19 protein-coding genes and 1 other RNA gene are annotated in these 20,197 nt (G+C 64.9%); 11 read left to right on the top strand and 9 right to left on the bottom strand.

Annotated features, from left to right (window positions below; genetic code table 11):
* The first annotated feature begins 287 nt into the window (after positions 1-287).
* The 3 genes from rho (at position 288) to BZL41_RS18160 (ending at position 4,170) form a co-directional block, all read left to right on the top strand.
* Positions 288-1,547, top strand: coding sequence for a transcription termination factor Rho (gene rho, locus BZL41_RS18170; protein ID WP_084333136.1), 1,260 nt, complete (start codon positions 288-290; stop codon positions 1,545-1,547).
* 122 nt (positions 1,548-1,669) lie between these two features.
* Positions 1,670-3,136 carry a 4-hydroxy-3-polyprenylbenzoate decarboxylase gene (gene ubiD, locus BZL41_RS18165; protein WP_095600610.1) on the top strand — a complete coding sequence of 489 codons (1,467 nt, stop codon included), beginning with the start codon at positions 1,670-1,672 and terminating at the stop codon, positions 3,134-3,136.
* Between the two features lie 68 nt (positions 3,137-3,204).
* Positions 3,205-4,170 carry a CDP-6-deoxy-delta-3,4-glucoseen reductase gene (locus tag BZL41_RS18160; protein WP_095600609.1) on the top strand — a complete coding sequence of 322 codons (966 nt, stop codon included), beginning with the start codon at positions 3,205-3,207 and terminating at the stop codon, positions 4,168-4,170.
* Between the two features lie 86 nt (positions 4,171-4,256).
* Here the strand turns inward: BZL41_RS18160 and BZL41_RS18155 are convergent, their stop codons facing one another.
* Positions 4,257-5,234 carry an NADPH:quinone oxidoreductase family protein gene (locus tag BZL41_RS18155; protein WP_095600608.1) on the bottom strand — a complete coding sequence of 326 codons (978 nt, stop codon included), beginning with the start codon at positions 5,232-5,234 and terminating at the stop codon, positions 4,257-4,259.
* A gap of 194 nt (positions 5,235-5,428) precedes the next feature.
* On the opposite strand from BZL41_RS18155, the gene BZL41_RS18150 reads away from it, so the two are divergent.
* A complete protein-coding gene (locus BZL41_RS18150) occupies positions 5,429-5,797 on the top strand; it encodes a flagellar basal body-associated protein FliL (protein ID WP_371916548.1) in 369 nt (122 codons plus the stop codon).
* Between the two features lie 11 nt (positions 5,798-5,808).
* On the opposite strand, the gene BZL41_RS18145 is transcribed toward BZL41_RS18150, so the two are convergent.
* From BZL41_RS18145 to BZL41_RS18130, 4 genes are all read right to left on the bottom strand, one after another.
* The gene (locus BZL41_RS18145) at positions 5,809-6,927 is read right to left on the bottom strand and encodes an ABC transporter permease (RefSeq protein WP_095600606.1); all 1,119 of its coding nucleotides are present in this window, start codon (positions 6,925-6,927) and stop codon (positions 5,809-5,811) included.
* Between the two features lies 1 nt (position 6,928).
* Positions 6,929-9,652 (bottom strand): ribosome-associated ATPase/putative transporter RbbA, encoded by a 2,724-nt coding sequence (gene rbbA / locus BZL41_RS18140; RefSeq protein WP_095600605.1) that lies wholly within the window; start codon positions 9,650-9,652, stop codon positions 6,929-6,931.
* Positions 9,649-10,611, bottom strand: coding sequence for an HlyD family secretion protein (locus BZL41_RS18135; protein WP_095600604.1), 963 nt, complete (start codon positions 10,609-10,611; stop codon positions 9,649-9,651). The genes rbbA and BZL41_RS18135 overlap by 4 nt, the downstream gene beginning before the upstream one ends.
* 96 nt (positions 10,612-10,707) lie before the next feature.
* Entirely contained in the window at positions 10,708-11,157 is a 450-nt protein-coding gene (locus BZL41_RS18130; protein ID WP_095600603.1) for an EVE domain-containing protein, read from the bottom strand.
* Positions 11,158-11,352: 195 nt separating this feature from the next.
* On the opposite strand from BZL41_RS18130, the gene BZL41_RS29135 reads away from it, so the two are divergent.
* Complete coding sequence (locus tag BZL41_RS29135) at positions 11,353-11,487, top strand: hypothetical protein (RefSeq protein WP_256578196.1); 135 nt, start codon at positions 11,353-11,355, stop codon at positions 11,485-11,487.
* Here BZL41_RS29135 and BZL41_RS18125 read toward each other — a convergent pair.
* The 4 genes from BZL41_RS18125 to BZL41_RS18110 form a co-directional block, all read right to left on the bottom strand.
* Complete coding sequence (locus tag BZL41_RS18125; RefSeq protein WP_095600602.1) at positions 11,462-12,127, bottom strand: 5-formyltetrahydrofolate cyclo-ligase; 666 nt, start codon at positions 12,125-12,127, stop codon at positions 11,462-11,464. The two genes, BZL41_RS29135 and BZL41_RS18125, sit on opposite strands and share 26 nt — an antisense overlap.
* Before the next feature lie 85 nt (positions 12,128-12,212).
* A non-coding RNA gene (ssrS, locus tag BZL41_RS18120) (6S RNA) lies at positions 12,213-12,391 on the bottom strand.
* 33 nt (positions 12,392-12,424) lie between these two features.
* A complete protein-coding gene (locus BZL41_RS18115) occupies positions 12,425-12,739 on the bottom strand; it encodes a cell division protein ZapA (protein WP_084333117.1) in 315 nt (104 codons plus the stop codon).
* Entirely contained in the window at positions 12,736-12,945 is a 210-nt protein-coding gene (locus tag BZL41_RS18110; RefSeq protein ID WP_084333115.1) for a TIGR02449 family protein, read from the bottom strand. Before BZL41_RS18110 ends, BZL41_RS18115 begins: the two co-directional genes overlap by 4 nt.
* 152 nt (positions 12,946-13,097) lie before the next feature.
* Here BZL41_RS18110 and BZL41_RS18105 point away from each other — a divergent pair, with 152 nt between their 5' ends.
* The 6 genes from BZL41_RS18105 to BZL41_RS18080 all read left to right on the top strand — a co-directional run.
* Positions 13,098-13,649: a YecA family protein gene (locus tag BZL41_RS18105; protein WP_095600601.1), complete on the top strand. Its 552-nt coding sequence runs from the start codon at positions 13,098-13,100 to the stop codon at positions 13,647-13,649.
* 17 nt (positions 13,650-13,666) lie between these two features.
* A complete protein-coding gene (gene pepP / locus BZL41_RS18100) occupies positions 13,667-15,001 on the top strand; it encodes a Xaa-Pro aminopeptidase (RefSeq protein ID WP_095600600.1) in 1,335 nt (444 codons plus the stop codon).
* Positions 15,001-16,185 carry a 2-octaprenyl-6-methoxyphenyl hydroxylase gene (gene ubiH, locus BZL41_RS18095; protein WP_095600599.1) on the top strand — a complete coding sequence of 395 codons (1,185 nt, stop codon included), beginning with the start codon at positions 15,001-15,003 and terminating at the stop codon, positions 16,183-16,185. The genes pepP and ubiH overlap by 1 nt, the downstream gene beginning before the upstream one ends.
* Before the next feature lie 95 nt (positions 16,186-16,280).
* Positions 16,281-17,498, top strand: coding sequence for a 2-octaprenyl-3-methyl-6-methoxy-1,4-benzoquinol hydroxylase (locus tag BZL41_RS18090; RefSeq protein ID WP_095600598.1), 1,218 nt, complete (start codon positions 16,281-16,283; stop codon positions 17,496-17,498).
* A 125-nt stretch (positions 17,499-17,623) separates the two neighbouring features.
* Positions 17,624-18,625, top strand: a complete 1,002-nt coding sequence (locus tag BZL41_RS18085) for a Fe(3+) ABC transporter substrate-binding protein (protein WP_084333106.1) — start codon at positions 17,624-17,626, stop codon at positions 18,623-18,625.
* Positions 18,626-18,839: 214 nt separating this feature from the next.
* A partial coding sequence (locus BZL41_RS18080) for an iron ABC transporter permease (RefSeq protein WP_143518118.1) occupies positions 18,840-20,197 on the top strand: 1,358 nt, incomplete at its 3' end.

Below are 20,197 nucleotides of genomic sequence, written 5' to 3'. Positions count from 1 at the left end.
GCCCAGGACGGTGAAGATTTCGAAGACCCGCTATCCAGTGGATCGGAAGGCTGCTCCGCTTAAGTGAACAGCATTACCGCCTTTGCGCGGGGCTTTTTCTTTGACGCGAGACTAGACGCTCCGTTGCTCCGGTGTTACATTCGGGCCTGCAGCGGTTCCTTCCGCCGCCCTCTGCATGCCGTCGCCAACGCACCCTCTTCGAATAAGTACAGCGATCCTGTCGCCATTCCTTGCGGCGCGGCTTCCCAAGCTCAACGCTTTCTTATTCCCTCATACCTTAATCATTTATGAACCTGACCGAACTCAAGCAAAAGCCGATTACCGAACTGCTGGAAATGGCCGAACAGATGGGCCTGGAGAACATGGCCCGTTCGCGCAAGCAGGATGTGATTTTCTCCCTGCTGAAGAAGCACGCGAAAAGCGGCGAGGAAATCTCCGGTGATGGCGTGCTGGAGATTCTCCAGGACGGCTTCGGCTTCCTGCGTTCCGCGGATTCCTCCTACTTGGCTGGCCCGGACGACATCTACGTCTCGCCCAGCCAGATCCGCCGCTTCAACCTGCGTACCGGCGACACCATCGTTGGCAAGATTCGCCCGCCGAAGGAAGGCGAGCGCTACTTCGCGCTGCTCAAGGTCGACACCATCAACTTCGACCGCCCGGAAAACGCGAAGAACAAGATTCTCTTCGAGAACCTCACCCCGCTGTTCCCCAACCAGCGCCTGAAGATGGAAGCCGGCAACGGCTCCACCGAGGATCTCACCGGTCGCGTGATCGACCTCTGCGCGCCGATCGGCAAGGGCCAGCGTGGCTTGATCGTGGCGCCGCCGAAGGCCGGCAAGACCATCATGCTGCAGAACATCGCGGCCAACATCACCCGTAACAATCCCGAGTGCCACCTGATCGTCCTGTTGATCGACGAGCGCCCGGAAGAAGTGACCGAAATGCAGCGCACCGTGCGCGGCGAAGTGGTCGCCTCCACCTTCGACGAGCCGCCGACCCGCCACGTGCAGGTCGCCGAAATGGTGATCGAGAAGGCCAAGCGCCTGGTCGAGCACAAGAAGGACGTGGTCATCCTGCTCGACTCCATCACCCGCCTGGCACGTGCCTACAACACCGTGATTCCCAGCTCCGGCAAGGTGCTGACCGGTGGTGTCGACGCCCATGCCCTGGAGAAGCCCAAGCGCTTCTTCGGCGCCGCGCGCAACATCGAGGAAGGCGGTTCGCTGACCATCCTTGCCACCGCGCTGGTGGAAACCGGTTCGAAGATGGACGAAGTCATCTACGAAGAATTCAAGGGCACCGGCAACATGGAACTGCCCCTGGACCGCAAGATCGCTGAGAAGCGCGTTTTCCCCGCCATCAACATCAACCGCTCCGGCACCCGCCGCGAAGAGTTGCTGACCGGCGAGGAAGAGCTGCAGCGTATGTGGATTCTGCGCAAGATTCTCCACCCGATGGACGAGATCGCCGCCATCGAATTCCTCCTCGACCGTCTGAAGGACACCAAGACCAACGAGGAATTCTTCCAGTCGATGAAGCGGAAGTAAGTTTTTCGGAACTGTCGAAGGCCGGGTATTCCCGGCCTTTGCATTTCTGCACTGTCCTTCTGAATAACCTCGTTCGGCGCTAAACTTTGCGCCCCGACCTGCACGCCTCGAGAGGCTCAAGCATGCAGTATCGCGATCTGCGCGACTTTATCAGTGCCCTGGAACAGCGCGGCGAGTTGAAGCGTGTTGCCGCACCGGTTTCGCCGGTGCTGGAGATGACCGAAATCTGCGACCGGACCCTGCGCAAGCGCGGGCCGGCGCTGCTGTTCGAAAACCCCACGGGTTACACCATTCCGGTGCTCGGCAACCTGTTCGGTACGCCGGAGCGGGTCGCCCTGGGCATGGGCGCGGAAGATGTCGGCGAGCTTCGCGAGATCGGCAAGCTGCTGGCTTTCCTCAAGGAGCCTGAGCCGCCGAAGGGTCTCAAGGACGCCTGGTCCAAGCTGCCGATCTATCGCAAGGTGCTGTCGATGGCGCCCAAGGTTCTCAAGGACGCGCCGTGCCAGGAGGTGATCGAAGAGGGCGACGATGTCGACCTGTCGAGGCTGCCGGTACAGACCTGCTGGCCGGGTGACGTCGGGCCGCTGATCACCTGGGGCCTGACTATCACCAAGGGACCCAACAAGGAGCGGCAGAACCTCGGCATCTACCGCCAGCAGGTGATCGGCCGCAACAAGGTGATCATGCGCTGGCTGAGCCACCGTGGCGGCGCGCTGGATTACCGCGAGTGGTGTCAAAAGCACCCGGACAAGCCCTACCCGGTCTGCGTGGCGTTGGGCGCCGATCCGGCGACCATTCTCGGCGCCGTCACACCGGTGCCGGACACCCTGTCCGAATATGCCTTCGCCGGCTTGCTGCGCGGCCATCGCACCGAGCTGGTCAAGGCGCGTGGCAGCGATTTGCAGGTGCCGGCCAGCGCCGAGATCGTCCTCGAAGGGGTGATTCATCCCGGCGAAATGGCCGACGAGGGCCCCTATGGCGATCACACCGGCTACTACAACGAAGTCGACCGTTTCCCGGTGTTCACCGTCGAGCGCATCACCCGTCGCCGCGACCCGATCTATCACAGCACCTACACCGGGCGCCCGCCGGATGAGCCGGCGATCCTCGGCGTGGCGCTGAACGAAGTCTTCGTGCCGATCCTGCAGAAACAGTTCCCGGAAATCACTGACTTCTACCTGCCGCCGGAAGGCTGTTCCTATCGCATGGCGGTGGTGACCATGAAGAAGCAGTACCCGGGGCACGCCAAGCGCGTGATGCTGGGTGTCTGGTCGTTTTTGCGACAGTTCATGTACACCAAGTTCGTCATAGTCACCGACGACGACGTCAACGCGCGTGACTGGAACGATGTGATCTGGGCCATCACCACACGCATGGACCCCAAGCGCGACACGGTGCTGATCGACAACACGCCGATCGACTACCTGGACTTCGCCTCGCCGGTTTCCGGGCTCGGCTCGAAGATGGGCCTGGACGCGACGCACAAATGGCCGGGCGAGACCAACCGGGAGTGGGGGCGGGCTATCGTTCAGGATGAGGCAGTCAAACGCCGCGTCGACGAACTCTGGGCCAGCCTGGATATCGATTGATTCACCCGACAGGCGCCGGTTCGCCGGCGCCCGGCATCGGCCATGAGAGCCGAGCGACGAGAAGAACGATGAAAGTGACCTTGCAACCCTCCGGTGCGGTGCTGGAGGTACGACCCGGCGAGCGCATCCTGGATGCCACCCGGCGCCTTGGCTACGACTGCCCGCAAAGCTGCCGTAACGGCAACTGCCACGTCTGCGCCGCGTTGCTGGTGGAAGGGCGCGTGCGACAGAACGGTGTGGCGCTGGATCATGGCGAGCTGTTCACCTGCATCGCCGAGCCCCTGGAAGACTGTGTACTGCACTGGGACGGCGTGATGGCGCCCGGCGAGCTGCCGGTGCGCGAGCTGAGCTGCCAGGTGTCCGAATGCCGCAACGTGGGCGGCGACGTATACCGCGTTTGCCTGCGCACCCCGGCCGGCAAACCGCCCCGCTACCACGCCGGGCAGTACCTGTTGCTGCGGCGGGACGACGGCGAGTCGTCGGCCTTCTCCCTGGCTTCTTCGCCCTTGTCCGGCCGCGAACTGGAGTTGCACATCCTGGCCCGCGAACCCAGCGCGATCCGCTTGATCGAGCAGTTGCGCCGCGATGGCATGGCGAGCGTCCAACTGCCGTTCGGCGACACCCACCTCGCCGAGTTGCCGGATGGCCCGCTGGTGCTGATCGCCGCCGGGACCGGCATGGCCCAGATGCACAGCCTGATCGAATACTGCCGCGCCTCCGGCTTCGCCCACCCGGTGCACCTGTATTGGGGTGTGCGCCGGCCCGAGGACTTCTACCAGTTGTCGCACTGGGACGAATGGCGGAGCCTGCCCAATCTGCACCTGCACAAGGTGGTCAGCGATGCCTGCGGCTGGGATGGGCGCTGTGGACTGCTGCATGAGGCGGTCCGCGAGGACTTCAAGGACCTCAAGCCCCTGCACGTCTACGCCAGTGGCTCGCCGGCAATGGTCTACGCGACGCTGGACGCCCTGGTGGAAGCCGGAATGGACGCCCACCAGATGCGAGCCGATGTGTTCGCCTATGCGCCTCGTTAAGCGGCTCAGAGTGAGGGCCAACCTCACTCTGTCACCAAACGCCTGCTTTGCCTTACCGCTTGAGGCTTGTAGCTTGCCGCTTGCTTTTAGCGCACTTTGACGACGACCTTGCCCACGGCCTTGCGCTGGCCCAGGGCGTTGATGGCGTCGGCTGCCCGCTCCAGCGGGAAGGTCTGGGACACCAGCGGCTTCAACTTGCCTTCGGCGTGCCAGGCGAACAGTTGCTGGAAGTTGGCCAGGTTGTCCTGCGGCTGGCGCTGGGCGAACGAGCCCCAGAATACGCCGACCACCGCGGCGCCCTTGAGCAGCGCCAGGTTTACCGGTAGCTCGGGAATGCGCCCGCTGGCGAAACCGACCACCAACAGACGGCCGTTCCAGGCGATGCTGCGGATGGCCTCGTCGAACAGGTCGCCGCCCACCGGGTCGTAGATCACGTCGGCGCCCTGGCCGCCGGTGAGTTTCTTCACTTCTTCCTTGAGGCTGCTCGCCGAGTAGTCGATCAGCTCGTCTGCGCCGGCTCGCTTGGCGACTTCCAGTTTCTCCGCGCTGCTGGCGGCGGCGATCACCCGGGCGCCCATGGCCTTGCCGATTTCCACCGCGGCCAGCCCGACGCCACCGGAAGCGCCAAGCACCAGCAGGGTTTCGCCCGGTTGCAGGTTGGCGCGCTGCTTGAGCGCATGCATGGAGGTGCCGTAGGTCATGCCGAAGGCCGCCGCGGTCTCGAAGTCCATTCCGGCGGGGATCGGCATCACGTTGTAGCCGGGCACGGCCACCTGTTCGGCGAAGCTGCCCCAGCCGGTCAAGGCCATCACCCGGTCGCCGGGTTTGACGTGTTGGATCTTCTCGCCGACCGCTGCCACCACGCCGGCCGCCTCGCCGCCGGGGGAGAAGGGGAAGGGCGGTTTGAACTGGTATTTGCCCTCGATGATCAGCGTATCCGGGAAGTTGACCCCGGCGGCATGTACGTCCAGGAGGATTTCGTTCTTCTTCGGTTCGGGGCTGGAAATGTCTTCCAGCACCAGGCTTTCGGCGGGGCCGAAGGCTTTGCACAGCACGGCTTTCATGGGCGATTCCTTTGTTTTGTTATGACCCGGCAGTGTAGGTGGGCGAGGGGCTTGGTCAACGAGCATGGCCCCGCCTGATGGGCTGGCATAAGCTTCAGGCTTGGGCGTTGGGCCTCGACTGGTTATGCTTGCCCACACGTCTTCGAGGAGCCTCTTTCGTGAAAACCCTGATCGCCCTGCTGTTTGCTCTGTCGCTGCCGATCACGGCCGTAGCTAGCGAGGAAAAAGCCGATGACAAGGCGCCGCAGGTTTCCTACATCGGTCTGACGCCAGCACTGGTGGGCAACTATGGATCCGGCCCCAAGCTCAAGTACTACAAGGCCGATGTTTCGTTACGTGTCACCGGAGCCGACGCGGCGGCCAGGGTCGAGCATCACGAGCCGTTGATCCGTAACCAGTTGGTCATGCTGTTTTCCCAGCAGACCGATGAGACCCTGGGTAGCGTCGAAGCCAAGGAGGCCCTGCGGCAGGAGGCGCTGAAGCAGGTCCAGCAAGTGCTGGAACAGGAAGAAGGCAAGCCGTTGGTGGATGACCTGCTGTTCAACAACCTGATCATCCAGTAAACCCGGACCGCTCAGGCCGCCAGGCTCCTGCGGAAACGCGCCAGAGCCACGAAGAAGAACGCCAGTCCGATCGCCGTCAGCGCGGCGAGATTCATCCACACTACACTCGGCCCGGCATCGCGGAAGAGGATCGCCGTGGACAGGCTGACATAGTGGGTCGACGGCGAGCAGTGCATGACCCACTGCAACCACTGCGGCATGCTTTCCATCGGCGTGCTGCCGCCGGACAGCAGCAGCATGGGGATGATCACCGGGATGCACAACAGGCCGAACTGCGGTATCGAGCGCGCCAGCGTCGCGAGGAAGATGCCCAGCGCCGTGCAGGCGAACAGGTAGAGCGCCGTGACCCCCAGGAACAGCGTGATCGATCCGGCCAGGGGCACGCCCAGTGCCTTCTTCACCACCAGTTCCAGCGACAGCCAAGTGCAGAACACCACCACCAGAGCGTTGCTGCCGATCTTCGCCAGCATGATTTCCAGCGCCGTCAATGGCAGCACCAGCAGGTGATCGAGGGTGCCGTGCTCGCGTTCGCGCAGCAGCGCCGTCCCGGTGAGCAGCACAGCGAGGATGGTGATGTTGTTGACGATCTGGATGATCGCCAGGAACCAGCCGCTCTCCAGGTTGGCGTTGAACAACGCGCGGCTGGTCAAGGCGACGGGCGGCTGGCTGGCGGCTTGGCCGCGGCTCCCGTAGGTGGCCAGCTCGCGCTGGAAGATCCGGCCGATGTAGCCGGCGCCCATGAACGCCTGGCTCATGGCGGTGGCATCCACGTTGATCTGGATCGCCGGTTCGCGTCCGGCCAACAGATCGGCCTGGAAACCGGCCGGGATGTCGATGACGAAGGTGTGCTCGCCGTCGTCCAGGGCTTGGTCGATCCGCTCGTAGGCGAGTGGAACGGGTGGTTGGAACTCCGGTGGTTGCAGGGCTTCCGCCAGTTGCCGGGAAACCTGGCTGTGGTCTTCGTCGACGATGGCGACGCTGGCGTTGTGCACACCGATCACTGAGCCGGAGGCGGGCATGTAGATGGCCACACTGAAGGCATACACCATGAACAACAGCAGCACGCTGTCGTGGCGCAGGCTGGTGAGTTCCTTCAGGCCGAGGCGGAAGATATGGGCGAACTTCTCCATGTCAGTTCTCCTGCTTCTTCAGCAGGAGTACGCCTGCGCTGGTGAAGATCAGGAAGGTGGCGCCCAGGGCCAGGCATTGCGGCCATAGCTCCCGCAGGCCGAGGGCCTTGGTGAAGGTGCCGACGGCGATGTCGAGGAAGTAGCCGGCCGGGAATAGTTGGCCCATGAGGGCGGCGCCGCCGTCCAGCGATGCGCGCGGAACGATCAGGCCGGAGAATTGGATGGTCGGCAGGGTGCTGACGATCATGGTGCCGAGAATCGCGGCGATCTGGGTGCGGGTGAAGGCGGAAATCAGCAGGCCCAGGGCGGTGGTGGCGAACACGTAGAGCAGCCCGCCCACGGCGAGGGCCAGCGCGCTGCCCTTGAAGGGTACGCCGAACAGCCAGCGGTTGATTGCCACCAGCATGGCCAGGTTGAGCAGGCTCACCGCGATGTAGGGCAGTTGCTTGCCGATGAGGAACTCCAGGCGGGTCAATGGTGTTGCGTAGAAGTTGGTGATCGACCCCAGCTCCTTCTCGCGGACCACGCCGAGCGCCGTCAGCATCGCCGGGATGAATACCAGGATCAGTGCCATCACGCCCGGACCGATGGCGTTCACGCTGACCACGTCCTGGTTGTAGCGGAAGCGTGTCTCCAGCTTGGCGAGGGGCGACGCGGCCGCGGCATTGGCGCTTTCGGCGACCATGCGCTGGAGGTTTTCCTGGTGCACCGCTTCGACGTAGTTGCGGCTGGTTTCGGCGCGGAACGGCATGCCGCCATCGAGCCAGGCGCCGACTTCCGGCTGCCGGCCGGCATACAGGTCGCGGCCGAAGCCCGGGGGGATTTCCAGGGCCAGCTTGATCTCCGAGCGTTGCAGGCGACGGTGCAGTTCGGCGTTGCTGCGTATCGGCGCGTGTTCCTCGAAGTAGCGGGAGCCGCGGAACGCTTCCAGGTAGGCACGGCTCTGCGGCGACTGGTCCTGATCGAAGGCGGCGAAGGCGAGGTTTTCCACATCCAGGGAGATGCCGTAGCCGAAGATCACCATCATCAGCAAAGCACCGAACAGGGCGAAGGCCAGGCGTACCCGATCCCGCGCCAGCTCCATGCTCTCGCGGCGCGCCACGGCGCGCAGGCGGCGCAGGCTGAAGCCGTGGCGCACCCGGGCAGCGGTGGGGGTGGCAGTCGGCAGCTCGGTGCGGGCGGACGGTTCCGGTTCCTGGCTCTGCTGGGCCTGCTCCAGGCAGCGCACGAAGGCGGCTTCCAAGGACTCCCCCTGGAACTGCCGTTGCAGTGCCGCCGGCGTATCGCAGGCGAGCACCCGGCCCGCGTGCATCAGTGAGATACGGTCGCAGCGCTCGGCTTCGTTCATGAAGTGGGTGGAGAGGAAGATCGTCACGCCCTGGTCGCGGGACAGCTCCACCAGTAACCGCCAGAAGTCGTCGCGGGCCGCCGGGTCGACACCGGAGGTGGGCTCGTCGAGGATCAATACTTCCGGGCCATGGATCACGGCTACCGCGAGGGATAGCCGCTGGCGCAGCCCGAGCGGCAACTCGCCGGCCCGCTCCGCGGCATGCTCGGCCAGGCCGAAGCGCTCGATCAACCGCTGACTGCGTGCGCGTCCTTCGGCGCTTGGGAGGTCGAATAGCCGGGCATGCAATTCGAGGTTCTGCCGGACGCTCAGCTCCCCGTACAGGGAAAAGCTCTGCGACATGAAGCCGACCCGCTTGCGCGTCGCCAGGTCCTTGGCGTCCACCGGTCGGCCGAGCAGGCTGGCTTCGCCTTCGCTGGCCGGCAACAGTCCGGTTAACACCTTCATGGTGGTGGTCTTGCCGCAGCCGTTGGAGCCGAGGAAGCCGAAGATCTCGCCGCGCCGGATGGCGAAGCTGACCTTGTCCACAGCCGTGAAATCGCCGAAGCGCAGGGTCAGGTCGCGGGCTTCGATGGCGATCTCGCCGGCGTCCGTCACCAGCGGCGGAATATGCAGGGGCTCGTTTTGCTTCGCCTGTTCGCCCTGGAAGTGGGTGAAGGCATCGTCCAGGCGGCCGCTGGCCGTGACCGCCGCCAGCTCGGCGGTGTGCCCGGCGGCGATCAGATGGCCACGGTCGAGCATCAGGCAGCGCTCGAACTGCTCGGCCTCTTCCATGTAGGCGGTGGCCACCAGCAGCGTCAGTTGCGGGCGCTCGCTGCGCACCCGCTCGACCAGTTCCCAGAAGCGTCGTCGGGACAAGGGGTCGACCCCGGTGGTCGGTTCGTCGAGGATCAGCAGGTCCGGCTCGTGGATCAGCGCACAGCAGAGGCCTAGTTTCTGTTTCATCCCGCCGGAGAGCTTGCCCGCCGGCCGGTCGGCGAAGCGCGCCAGGTCGGTGGCGGCTAGCAGACTCGCCATGCGCGACTCGCGTTCGCTGCGGCTCAGGCCGAACAGGGTGGCGAAGAAGTGGATGTTTTCGCGGATCGACAGATCGGGATACAGGTTATGCCCCAGCCCCTGGGGCATGAAGGCGATGCGCGGATACAGGCTGGCGCGGTGGCGGCGTTGCGTGATCGGTCCGCCGAGTACTTCGAGTTGACCGTGCTGCAGGCGTTTCACGCCGGCGATCAGGCCGAGCAGGCTGGACTTGCCGGCGCCATCCGGGCCGATCAGGCCACAGCGGGTCCCCGCCGGCAGGCTGAAGGCGACATCCTCCAATGCCTGCTGCGCGCCATAGCGGTGGCTCAGGCCTTCGGCCCGGAGCGCCAGTGCATTCATTGCAGGTTGGCCGGCCAGGCGATATCGGTGGCGCTGCGTACATAGCCGGCGCCCGGCATGCCGGGCTTGGCCTGGGGTACGGCGTCGGGTTCGGTGAGGCGCAGCTTGACCCGGAACACCAGCTTCTGGCGCTCGTCGCGGGTTTCCACTTCCTTGGGGGTGAATTGCGACTTGGCGGCGACAAAGCTGATCCGCGCTGGCAATGGCTGCTCGGGCAGGGCATCGAGCAGGATGCGCGCTTCGTCGCCCACGGTCAGCCGGCCCGCCAGGGCGGCTGGCAGGTAGAGATTCATGTACTGGTCGTCGAGATCGATCAGTAGCAGGACGCGCCCGCCCGCACCGAGCACTTCGCCGGGCTCGGCCAGGCGCAACTGGACGAGGCCGTCGAGCGGTGCGCGCAGGCTGGCGTCGTCGATCTCGCTGGTGAGCTGGGCGACCTGCGCTTCGGCTGCGCCGATCGCGGCGCGGGCGGCGGACACCTGGGCGCGGGCTGCGTCGAGGGCGGCGTTGGCGGTGTCGAAGCGGGCCTGTTGCTGATCGAGTTGCTGGCGGCTGGTATGCCCGCGCTGGAACAGTTCGCGGAAACGGCGCAGGTCCTGGTCGGCCAGGCGCAGCTCGCTGTTGCGCAGCGCCACGTTGGCTTCGCTGGCGGTCAGGTTTTCGCGGGCGCGCAGCACTTCGGCTTCCGCCTGGGCGCGCTGAGCTTCGAGGGTACGGGTATCGAGGCGGGCGAGGAGCTGGCCCTTCCGAACCCGGTCGCCTTCATCCACCAGTACCTCGGCGAGGCGTCCAGGCTGCTTGCTGGCGACCTGCACCTCGGTGGCTTCGAGGCGGCCATTGCCCATGGCCAGGCCGGCAGGCAGGCGATCAATGAGGGATTTCCAGTAGCCGAAGACACCAGCGGCGAGCAGCGCCAGCAACAGCGGGATGACGAACAGGCGGGAGGGGCGATGTGTCATGGATGCGTCCTGCGATACGGTAGTACGAGTCTGCCGCGTGGCGCGCCGGAGCGTGTTGACGGGAGTCAACCGCAGGCGCGCCGTCCCTTCCCTGCGTCAGCGCAGGGCGAGTATGGCTTGCCACTGCTCCGGTGTGACCGGCATGACCGAGAGCCGGTTGCCTTTCTTCACCAGTGCGAGGTCCTGGAGGGCCGCTTCATCCCGCAGCCGGGTCAGCGGCAGGACCGCCGGGAAGGCTTCGACGAACTCCACGTCGAGGGCGCTCCAGGGATTCTTTTCCGGGCTGGCCTTGGCATCGAAATACGGACTCTGCGGGTCGAGAGCGGTGGGGTCGGGATAGGTCGGCCCCGCTATCCGGGCAATCCCGGCGATGCCGGGCTCGGGGCAACTGGAGTGATAGAAGAAGAACGAGTCGCCCGGCGCCATCGCGCGCAGGAAGTTTCGCGCCTGGTAGTTGCGAACGCCGTCCCAGCGTGCCCTGCCGAGGCGCTGGAGGTCATGGATCGACAGTTCGTCGGGTTCGGATTTCATCAACCAGTAAGGCATGAAGTTTGCTCCTTGGAGACGGTCCCTGTCGGGACGGCAGCGTATGTCCGGCCGACAGTCGGTTCGTGCAACAAATTGCACCCACCGACGGGTTCGCGGAAAATGCCGCGGTTTTAGCGTGACGCCGGCGTACGACCTATAAGAAAAATCGCTGTCGGTCATCGTGCAAGTTTGCCTTGAAGGGGGAGGCAATCGATGAAACGCAAGCCAGATCTGTTGTGGGTACTCGTTATTCTGTTCGGCCTGGGCGTGGTAACCACGGGTTACACCCAGAGCCTGTGGGAACGTCAGAGCGACATGCCGGTCATCCAGGCACAGCCGCAGCCCTGACGTCCATCGAAGTGTGCCGCAGGGACGCGGCGCGATCCTCTCCGGGATACCAGCCGGTGTCCGTCACTGTCGCCTGCAAGGGCACATCCCAACTCGCCAAGGTCAGGCGATCGACTTTCTGGCATTCATGGGCAAGCCCCAACAGTGTCGGTTTGTGCCAATTTTTGCGCATTGCCAGATAAGCGAGGCTGCGGTCGTAGAAGCCGCCGCCCATACCCAAGCGTCCGCCCTGTTCGTCGAATCCCACCAGCGGCATCAGAATCAGGTCCAGTGTCCATGCCTTACGTTGGTGGGCAGGATCGAGACGCGGTTCCGGGATGCGAAAACGGTTGGGCCGCAATTTATCCCCGGGGCGGACGCGCTGGAAGGTCATGCGGGTGCTCGGCCAGGGCTTCAGGACCGGCAGGTAGGTGGCCTTGCCGCGGCGCTGGGCTTCGATGAGCAGGGGACGTGGGTCGATCTCGCCATCGTTGGGCAGGTACAGCGCGATGTGCCGGGCGCGGCGGAACGACGGATGCTGCGCCAATTGCCGGTAGAGGGCCTGGGCGGCCTGGCGCTGCTGCAAGGGCGTCAGCGCGCGGCGTGCCTGGCGCAGCAGGCGACGCAGTTGCGGACGGCTGAGCGAGCCGGCGGCGATCATGTCGTCACCGTGGCGGCGAAAAGGCGAGGGTGTAAACGAAAAGGCTCGAAGCCGGCCTCGGGGCCAGGCTGCGAGCCAGGAATCTGGACCCCCCGAAGTGCCGCTGTCGGGTTAGCCCTTGAACCCGAAAGTTCAAGGTGGAGGTTGCAGGAGGCGTTAAGGCTTTCCGTCAGGCGGACATGCACACCGGCCCCAACTTGCAACCCCCGTGGTTGTGCGTATCGGCTCAGGGACATCACCGACTGGCGCACACACCAGGGAGCGGGGGGGATTATACCGCAATCCATCGCGAGGCAATCAGCTTTGGCCATCGTCCGGATCGGCGGCGAGCGCATGATCGACTCTTTCCAACAGGTGGCGCACCTGGTCGCGGGTCGAGTCGACCTGCTGATCCAGGCGCTGCTGCTTGTGCAGCAGGTCGTGGGTGATATTGAGCGCGGCCATCACGGCAACACGGTCGGCGCCGATGACTTTACCGCTGGAGCGGATTTCCCGCATCTTGCCGTCCAGGTAGCGTGCGGCGCTTTCCAGGTTGGCGCGTTCCTCGGGCGGACAGGCGATGCAGTATTCCTTGTCGAGGATATGCACGGTGACAGTGTTCGGCTGGTTCATGTGTCCTGCTCCAGGGCTTTCAGGCGCGAAATCATCGCTTCGACCTTCAGCCGGGCCATTTCGTTCTTTTCGATCAGATGGGCGCGCTCCTCGCGCCAGGCCCTTTCGGTCGCCAGCAGGAGTCTGTTCTGGGCCTTCAACTGCTCGACGCGCTGGATCAGGAGTTCCAGCTTCGCCGCAAGGGCGTGCAGATCGGCGTCTTCCATGGGCTCTCTTCGGCGATGAAATGACTGGACTATATAGGATCGGCCCCGGACGGGGTCAAACACGGGCGGGTTCGATGGTCTTGGCGCGTCGCCCGATGCTAGGATACGTGGCCTTCATTCTATTCATTGCGCCTTCCGCCGCCTAGTTGCCCATGCCTACTTCGAACCCGTATTCCGCTTTTGCCGCATTGCTTTCCGGTTGTGCGAATCCCGTTTCTCCCGCCGAACTGCATGGCCTGCTGCTGGGTCGTAGTTGTGCCGGCAGCGGATTCGAAGTGGAGCCCTGGCTGGCGGATGCCGCCGACCTGCTGGGCAGCGAGCCACAGGACTCCGTCCGCCAGGCACTGATCGGCCTGCAGGAGATGGTCAAGGGCGAGCTGTCCGGCGATGACATGACTGTCGTCCTGCTGCTGCCCGGCGACGACGCGCCGCTGACCGAACGCGCGGCCGCGCTCGGACAGTGGTGCCAGGGGTTCCTCGCCGGCTTCGGCCTGACCGCCCGCGACGGCGCTCTGTCCGCCGAGGCGATGGAAGTGCTGCAGGACCTGTCCGCCATCGCCCAGGTACAAAGTGCCTTGGAAGAGTCGGAAGACGGCGAGAGCGACTACATGGAGGTCATGGAATACCTGCGCGTCGCGCCGCTGCTGCTGTTCACCGAATGCGCCAAGCCGGCTGCCCCGGCACCCAAGCCATCCCTGCACTGAGTGGACCGAACCCGCCTATGATCAGCATCCCGAAGTCGGAATACGCCCGTCGACGCAAAGCGTTGATGGCGCAGATGGAACCCAACAGCATCGCCATCCTGCCGGCGGCGCCTGTCTATATCCGCAACCGTGATGTCGAGCATGTCTATCGCCAGGACAGCGATTTCCAGTACCTGAGCGGTTTTCCCGAGCCGGAGGCGGTGATCGCGCTGATTCCCGGTCGCGAGCATGGCGAGTACGTATTGTTCTGCCGCGAACGCGATCCCGAGCGCGAGCTCTGGGATGGCCTGCGCGCCGGGCAGGAAGGGGCGATCCGTGACTATGGCGCCGACGATGCCTTCCCCATCGGCGATATCGACGACATCCTGCCCGGCCTGATCGAAGGGCGTGAGCGGGTCTACTACGCCATGGGCAGTAACCCCGAATTCGACCGCCACCTGATGGAATGGATCAACGTGATCCGCTCCAAGGTCCGCCAGGGCGCGCAGCCGCCGAACGAGTTCGTCGCGCTCGACCACCTGCTGCACGACATGCGCCTGTACAAATCGGCCGCCGAGGTGAAGGTGATGCGCGAGGCGGCGGCCATCTCGGCACGCGCCCATGTGCGGGCCATGCAGACCAGCCGGCCCGGTCTCTACGAATTCCACCTGGAAGCCGAGCTGGACTACGAATTCCGCAAGGGCGGTGCGAAGATGCCGGCCTACGGCTCCATCGTCGCCGCCGGCAGGAATGCCTGCATCCTGCACTACCGCGAGAACGACGCGCCGCTCAAGGATGGCGACCTGGTGCTGATCGACGCCGGTTGCGAGATCGACTGCTACGCCAGCGACATCACCCGCACCTTCCCGGTCAACGGCCGCTTCAGTCCCGAGCAGAAAGCCATTTACGAACTGGTTCTGAAATCCCAGGAAGCGGCGTTTCCCCAGATCGCCCCCGGAAAACATTGGAACGAAGCCCACGAAGCCACCGTGCGGGTCATCACCGAAGGTCTGGTCGAGCTGGGGCTGCTGGAGGGCGAGGTCGACGAGCTGATCGCCAGCGAGGCCTACAAGGCGTTCTACATGCACCGTGCCGGGCACTGGCTGGGCATGGATGTACACGACGTCGGCGACTACAAGGTCGGCGGCGAATGGCGCGTGCTCGAGCCGGGCATGGCGATGACCGTGGAGCCGGGTATCTACATCTCTCCCGACAACGAGAAGGTCGCCAAGAAATGGCGCGGCATTGGGGTGCGCATCGAGGATGACGTGGTGGTTACCAAGACCGGCTGCGAGATCCTTACCGGCGGCGTGCCGAAGACGGTGGCCGAGATCGAGGCCCTGATGGCGGCGGCGCGGACCGAGGCTGCCTGATGCAGCCCGTACAACTGGCGATTATCGGCGGCGGGTTGGTCGGCGCCAGCCTCGCGCTGGCATTGCAGGAAGGTGCGCGGGGGCGTGGCTGGCGGATTCTGCTGATCGAGCCGTTTGCGCCGGGCGACAGCTACCAGCCCAGCTATGACGCACGTTCCTCGGCGTTGTCCTTCGGCACCCGTCGTATCTACGAGCGGCTGGGGCTCTGGCAAGCCATAGCCCAACGTGCCGAGCCCATCCTGCAAATCCATGTTTCCGACCGTGGCCGCTTCGGTGCTGCGCGTCTGCAGGCGTTGGAAGAAGGCGTTCCGGCGCTGGGCTATGTCGTCGAAAACGCCTGGCTGGGGCAGTGCCTTTGGCAGGCGCTAGACCGCGACGTGGTGAGCTGGCGCTGTCCTGCCCAGGTCACCCGGATGGAGGTGCAGGAGGGCGGCTATCGGCTGACTCTCGACGACGATTCCCAGGTCGATTGCGAACTGGCGGTGCTGGCCGATGGCGGCCGTTCCGGTCTGCGCGAGCAACTGGGCATCGGCATCAGCCAGCGGCCCTACCGGCAGAGCGCGCTGATCGCCAACGTCACCCCCAGCGAGGCGCATCGCGGCCAGGCCTTCGAGCGTTTCACCGACGAAGGGCCCATGGCGCTGCTGCCGTTGCCGGAGAATCGCTGTGCCCTGGTTTGGACCCGTCCCGCATCCGATGCCGGCCGCTTGATGGGGCTGAACGACGCGGCCTTCCTAGCCGAGTTGCAGCAGGGGTTCGGTTATCGCCTCGGCGCCTTCCGCCAGGTCGGCGTGCGCCATCTCTACCCGCTGTCGCTGATCGAAGCCCAGGAACAGGTGCGTCCGCATCTGGTGGTGTTGGGCAATGCCGCGCACAGCCTGCATCCGATTGCCGGGCAGGGCTACAACCTGTCCCTGCGCGATACCCTGGCGCTGGCCGAAACGCTCCTGCAGAGCCAGAAACCGCTCGGTGACTTCGCCACCCTGCAGCAGTACCGCGACAGCCAGCAATTGGATCAGGAGCTCACGGTTGGCTTCTCCGACCGCGTAACCCGCCTGTTCTCCAATGGCGAGCCTCTTCTCGCCGCCGGGCGCAATCTCGGCCTGCTCGGTCTCGACCTGCTGCCGCCGGCCAAGCGCTGGTTCGCTCGCCAGGCCATGGGGCTGGGAACGCGCGTCGATTGAAAAAGGCAGAACGGGCGGAAGCGGGCACGCGAGTGCCGAACACTCTCTATGTACGGTTGCTGCGGCGGGCCGGGCAGGCCGTGTAAGGAATGAACATGCAAGCGGATCTGATCATCGTCGGCGCCGGTATGGTCGGCAGCGCCCTGGCCCTTGCCCTGGAGCACAGCGGACTGGACATCCTTCTACTGGATGGCGGACCGCTGAGCGTCAAGGCCTTCGACCGGCAGGCGGCATTCGAACCACGGGTCAGTGCACTGTCGGCCGCCAGCCAGCGGATTCTCGAACGCCTCGGTGCCTGGCAGGGTATGGCCGCCCGGCGCGTCAGCCCCTATGGCGAAATGCAGGTCTGGGATGGTTCCGGCACCGGGAGCATCCATTTCTCCGCTGCCAGTGTGCACGCCGAGGTGCTGGGCCATATCGTCGAGAACCGGGTAGTACAGGATGCGTTGCTGGATCGTCTGCACGACAGCGGCATCGGCCTGTTGCCCAATGCTCGTCTCGAACAGTTGCGCCGCTCTGGCGACGATTGGCTGCTGACCCTGGCCGACGGGCGCCAGTTGCGCACGCCCCTGTTGATCGCCGCCGACGGCGCCAATTCCGCCGTGCGCCGGCTGGCTGGCTGCGCGACCCGCGAATGGGATTACCTGCACCACGCCATCGTCACCAGCGTGCGCTGCGAGCAGCCCCACCAGCGTACCGCCTGGCAGCGTTTCACCGACGATGGCCCGCTGGCCTTCCTGCCGCTGATGCAGGGCGAGGATGAGCACTGGTGCTCGATCGTCTGGTCGGCCACTCCCGGCGAGGCGGGTCGCCTGATGGCATTGGACGAGGCGGCGTTCTGTCGTGAGCTGGGCAAGGCGTTCGAGTGGCGACTGGGTGAGGTGCGGCAGGCCGATCCGCGCCTGTGCATTCCGCTGCGCCAGCGCCATGCCAAGCGCTATGTCGAACCCGGACTGGCGTTGATCGGCGATGCCGCCCACACCATCCATCCCTTGGCCGGCCAAGGCGTGAACCTGGGTTTCCTCGACGTGGCGGTGCTGGGCGAAGTTCTGCTACACGCGCTGGAGCGCGGTGAGCGTTTGGCCGATGTGCGGGTCCTGAGCCGGTTCGAGCGGCGCCGTATGCCGCACAACCTGGCGATGATGGCGGCGATGGAGGGGTTCGAGCGGCTGTTCCAGGCCGATCCGCTGCCGGTGCGCTGGGCGCGCAACGCCGGGCTCAACTGGGTCGACGGCCTGCCAGAAGCCAAGGCCCTGTTCGTGCGCCAGGCGCTCGGCCTGTCGGGAGACCTGCCGGAGCTGGCGCGCGCCTGAGCGCCACCGCGCGGACTATTGCTCTGAAGCAATACTTGGTTGCACTTGCGACTTATCATCGGTTGAGAGGCTAAATGCCATTCACTATCATTCAGTCCGATAATAACGAAGCGAGAGGCCATTCCATGTCGTTGAAGAAGAGTGTGTTCGCCGTTGTCGCGCTCACCGCCCTGTCGGGCATTTCCCAGGCCGCCGACGAGATCGTGGTGTACAGCTCGCGCATCGATGAGCTGATCAAGCCGGTCTTCGACCAGTACACCGCCAAGACCGGCGTCAAGGTCAAGTTCATCACCGACAAGGAAGCCCCGCTGCTGGAGCGCCTGAAAGCCGAAGGCGCCAATACGCCCGCCGACATGCTGATCACCGTGGACGCCGGCAACCTCTGGCAAGCTGAGCAGGAAGGCGTGCTCAAGCCGCTCAAGTCTCCGGTCATCGAAGCCAATATCCCCTCCCAGTACCGTGCCACCAGCGGCGCCTGGACCGGCTTGTCGCTGCGGGCGCGGACCATCGCCTACTCCACCGAGCGGGTGAAGCCGGAAGAGCTGTCCACCTACGAGGCCCTCGCCGACAAGAACTGGGAAGGCCGTCTGTGCCTGCGGACCAGTAAGAAGGTCTACAACCAATCGCTGACCGCTACCCTGATCGAAACCCATGGCGCGGCCAAGACCGAGGAAATCCTCAAGGGCTGGGTGAACAACCTGGCGACCGATCCCTTCGCCGACGATACCGCCCTGTTGCAGGCCATCGATGCCGGCCAATGCGATGTTGGACTGGTCAACACCTATTACTTCGGCCGTCTGCACAAGCAGCAGCCGGACCTGAAAGTGCGCCTGTTCTGGCCGAACCAGGCCGACCGTGGCGTGCACGTCAACCTGTCCGGCGCTGGCGTGACCCAGCATGCGCCCCATGCCGAGGCTGCGCAGAAGCTGCTCGAGTGGATGACCAGCGAAGAGGCCCAGGGCCTGTTCGCCGGCCTCAACCAGGAATTCCCGGCCAACCCGAAAGTGCCGGCTTCCGAAGAAGTCGCCGCCTGGGGCAGTTTCAAGGCCGACAGCATCCCGGTGGAAGTGGCCGGCAAGCGTCAGGCCGAAGCCATCAAGCTGATGGATCGGGCGGGTTGGAACTAAATAAGCTGCAAGCCACAAGCGGCAAGTAGAAGCGGTAGGTGCTTTAACGATGGCGCCAGCTCCTCCCTCACACTGATTCGCTTGCAGCTTGCAGCTTGCAGCTTGCAGCTTGCAGCTTGCAGCTTGCAGCTTGCAGCTTGCAGCTTGCGCCTGTTTTACTTCGACGCCCCGCCTGGTCGGGGCGTTGTCATTTTCGTGTTCCGAGGACCCTTTCGTGGCCCATCCTGCCCAGCGCCGCTGGTATCCCATCGCCTTTGCCATCGCAGCCCTGGTATTGCTGCCGCTGAGCGTGCTGGTGCTGTCCTGGCATACGGTGGACCGTGAAATCTGGGCGCACCTCTGGGATACCCAGCTGCCGCGCCTGCTGGGCAACACGCTGGTGCTGGTGCTGGGCGTCGGCTGCGGTGTGACCGTGCTCGGCGTGAGTCTGGCCTGGCTCACCAGTCTTTGCGAATTTCCCGGGCGGCGCTGGCTGGACTGGGCGCTGATGCTGCCGTTCGCCATTCCCGCCTACGTGCTGGCGTTCGTTTTCGTTGGCCTGCTGGATTTCGCCGGCCCGGTGCAAAGCCTGCTGCGCGAGTGGTTCGGCAGCGGCCTGCGCCTGCCGCGTGTCCGCTCCACTGCCGGAGTGATCACGGTTCTGGTGCTAGTGTTCTACCCCTACGTCTACCTGCTCGCCCGTACCGCCTTTCTCGCCCAGGGCAAGGGCCTGATGGAGGCGGCGCGCGTGCTCGGTCAGTCGCCCTGGCAGGCATTCTGGCGCGTCGCCCTGCCGATGGCGCGCCCGGCCATCGGTGCCGGCCTGGCCCTGGCTATCATGGAAACCCTGGCGGATTTCGGTGCCGTATCGGTGTTCAATTTCGATACGTTCACCACCGCTATCTACAAGACTTGGTACGGCTTCTTCAGCCTGTCCAGCGCGACGCAATTGGCCAGTCTGCTGCTGCTGGCTGTGATGCTGGTGCTCTATGGCGAGCACCGGGCCCGGGGAGCGGCACGCCCGGCCAACGAGCGGCCACGCGGCAAGGCGTTGTACCACCTGCGCGGTTTCAAGGCCCTGGCGGCCAGCGCCTGGTGCGGGCTGGTCTTCCTCTGTGCGTTCGTCATTCCGGTCATGCAACTACTGGTGTGGTTCTGGCAGCGCGGCCGTTTCGACCTGGACGAACGCTACACCGGCCTGATCCTGCATACCCTCTACCTCGGCGGCACGGCCGCGGCGATTACCGTGGGCGTCGCCTTGCTGCTGGCATTCGCCCGCCGCCTGGCACCGACCCGGTCGATCCGGTCGGCGGTCGGGCTGGCCAATCTCGGCTATGCGCTACCCGGGTCGGTGCTGGCGGTGGCGATCATGTGGGCGTTCAGCTACCTCGACCGTGAGCTGGTGATCCCGTTATCCACCTGGCTCGGCGGCTCCGGCAAGCCATTGTTGCTGGGCAGTCTGGCCGCCTTGCTGCTGGCCTACTTGATCCGTTTCATGGCGGTGGCCTACGGACCGCTGGAAAGCAGCCTGGCGCGAATCCGTCCGTCGCTGCCAGAAGCGTCGCGAAGCCTGGGCATCGGCGGGCCGGGCTT

Source organism: Pseudomonas sp. PIC25, from assembly GCF_002286785.1.
Classification (GTDB): Bacteria; Pseudomonadota; Gammaproteobacteria; order Pseudomonadales; family Pseudomonadaceae; genus Pseudomonas_M.
Note: the sequence above shows the minus strand (reverse complement) of the source record. Positions and strands in the feature narration are given on the sequence as shown.

What these genes read in the sequence shown, in the direction of transcription:
- BZL41_RS18105 (WP_095600601.1), top strand. Translation starts at nt 13,098, where the DNA reads ATGCCTACTTCGAACCCGTATTCCGCTTTTGCCGCATTGCTTTCCGGT.
- BZL41_RS18155 (WP_095600608.1), bottom strand. Translation starts at nt 5,234, where the DNA reads ATGAAAGCCGTGCTGTGCAAAGCCTTCGGCCCCGCCGAAAGCCTGGTG.
- BZL41_RS18125 (WP_095600602.1), bottom strand. Translation starts at nt 12,127, where the DNA reads ATGATCGCCGCCGGCTCGCTCAGCCGTCCGCAACTGCGTCGCCTGCTG.
- pepP (WP_095600600.1), top strand. Translation starts at nt 13,667, where the DNA reads ATGATCAGCATCCCGAAGTCGGAATACGCCCGTCGACGCAAAGCGTTG.
- BZL41_RS18145 (WP_095600606.1), bottom strand. Translation starts at nt 6,927, where the DNA reads ATGGAGAAGTTCGCCCATATCTTCCGCCTCGGCCTGAAGGAACTCACC.
- ubiH (WP_095600599.1), top strand. Translation starts at nt 15,001, where the DNA reads ATGCAGCCCGTACAACTGGCGATTATCGGCGGCGGGTTGGTCGGCGCC.
- BZL41_RS18135 (WP_095600604.1), bottom strand. Translation starts at nt 10,611, where the DNA reads ATGACACATCGCCCCTCCCGCCTGTTCGTCATCCCGCTGTTGCTGGCG.
- BZL41_RS18090 (WP_095600598.1), top strand. Translation starts at nt 16,281, where the DNA reads ATGCAAGCGGATCTGATCATCGTCGGCGCCGGTATGGTCGGCAGCGCC.
- BZL41_RS18110 (WP_084333115.1), bottom strand. Translation starts at nt 12,945, where the DNA reads ATGGAAGACGCCGATCTGCACGCCCTTGCGGCGAAGCTGGAACTCCTG.
- BZL41_RS18115 (WP_084333117.1), bottom strand. Translation starts at nt 12,739, where the DNA reads ATGAACCAGCCGAACACTGTCACCGTGCATATCCTCGACAAGGAATAC.
- rho (WP_084333136.1), top strand. Translation starts at nt 288, where the DNA reads ATGAACCTGACCGAACTCAAGCAAAAGCCGATTACCGAACTGCTGGAA.
- BZL41_RS18085 (WP_084333106.1), top strand. Translation starts at nt 17,624, where the DNA reads ATGTCGTTGAAGAAGAGTGTGTTCGCCGTTGTCGCGCTCACCGCCCTG.
- BZL41_RS29135 (WP_256578196.1), top strand. Translation starts at nt 11,353, where the DNA reads ATGAAACGCAAGCCAGATCTGTTGTGGGTACTCGTTATTCTGTTCGGC.
- rbbA (WP_095600605.1), bottom strand. Translation starts at nt 9,652, where the DNA reads ATGAATGCACTGGCGCTCCGGGCCGAAGGCCTGAGCCACCGCTATGGC.
- BZL41_RS18160 (WP_095600609.1), top strand. Translation starts at nt 3,205, where the DNA reads ATGAAAGTGACCTTGCAACCCTCCGGTGCGGTGCTGGAGGTACGACCC.
- ubiD (WP_095600610.1), top strand. Translation starts at nt 1,670, where the DNA reads ATGCAGTATCGCGATCTGCGCGACTTTATCAGTGCCCTGGAACAGCGC.
- BZL41_RS18130 (WP_095600603.1), bottom strand. Translation starts at nt 11,157, where the DNA reads ATGCCTTACTGGTTGATGAAATCCGAACCCGACGAACTGTCGATCCAT.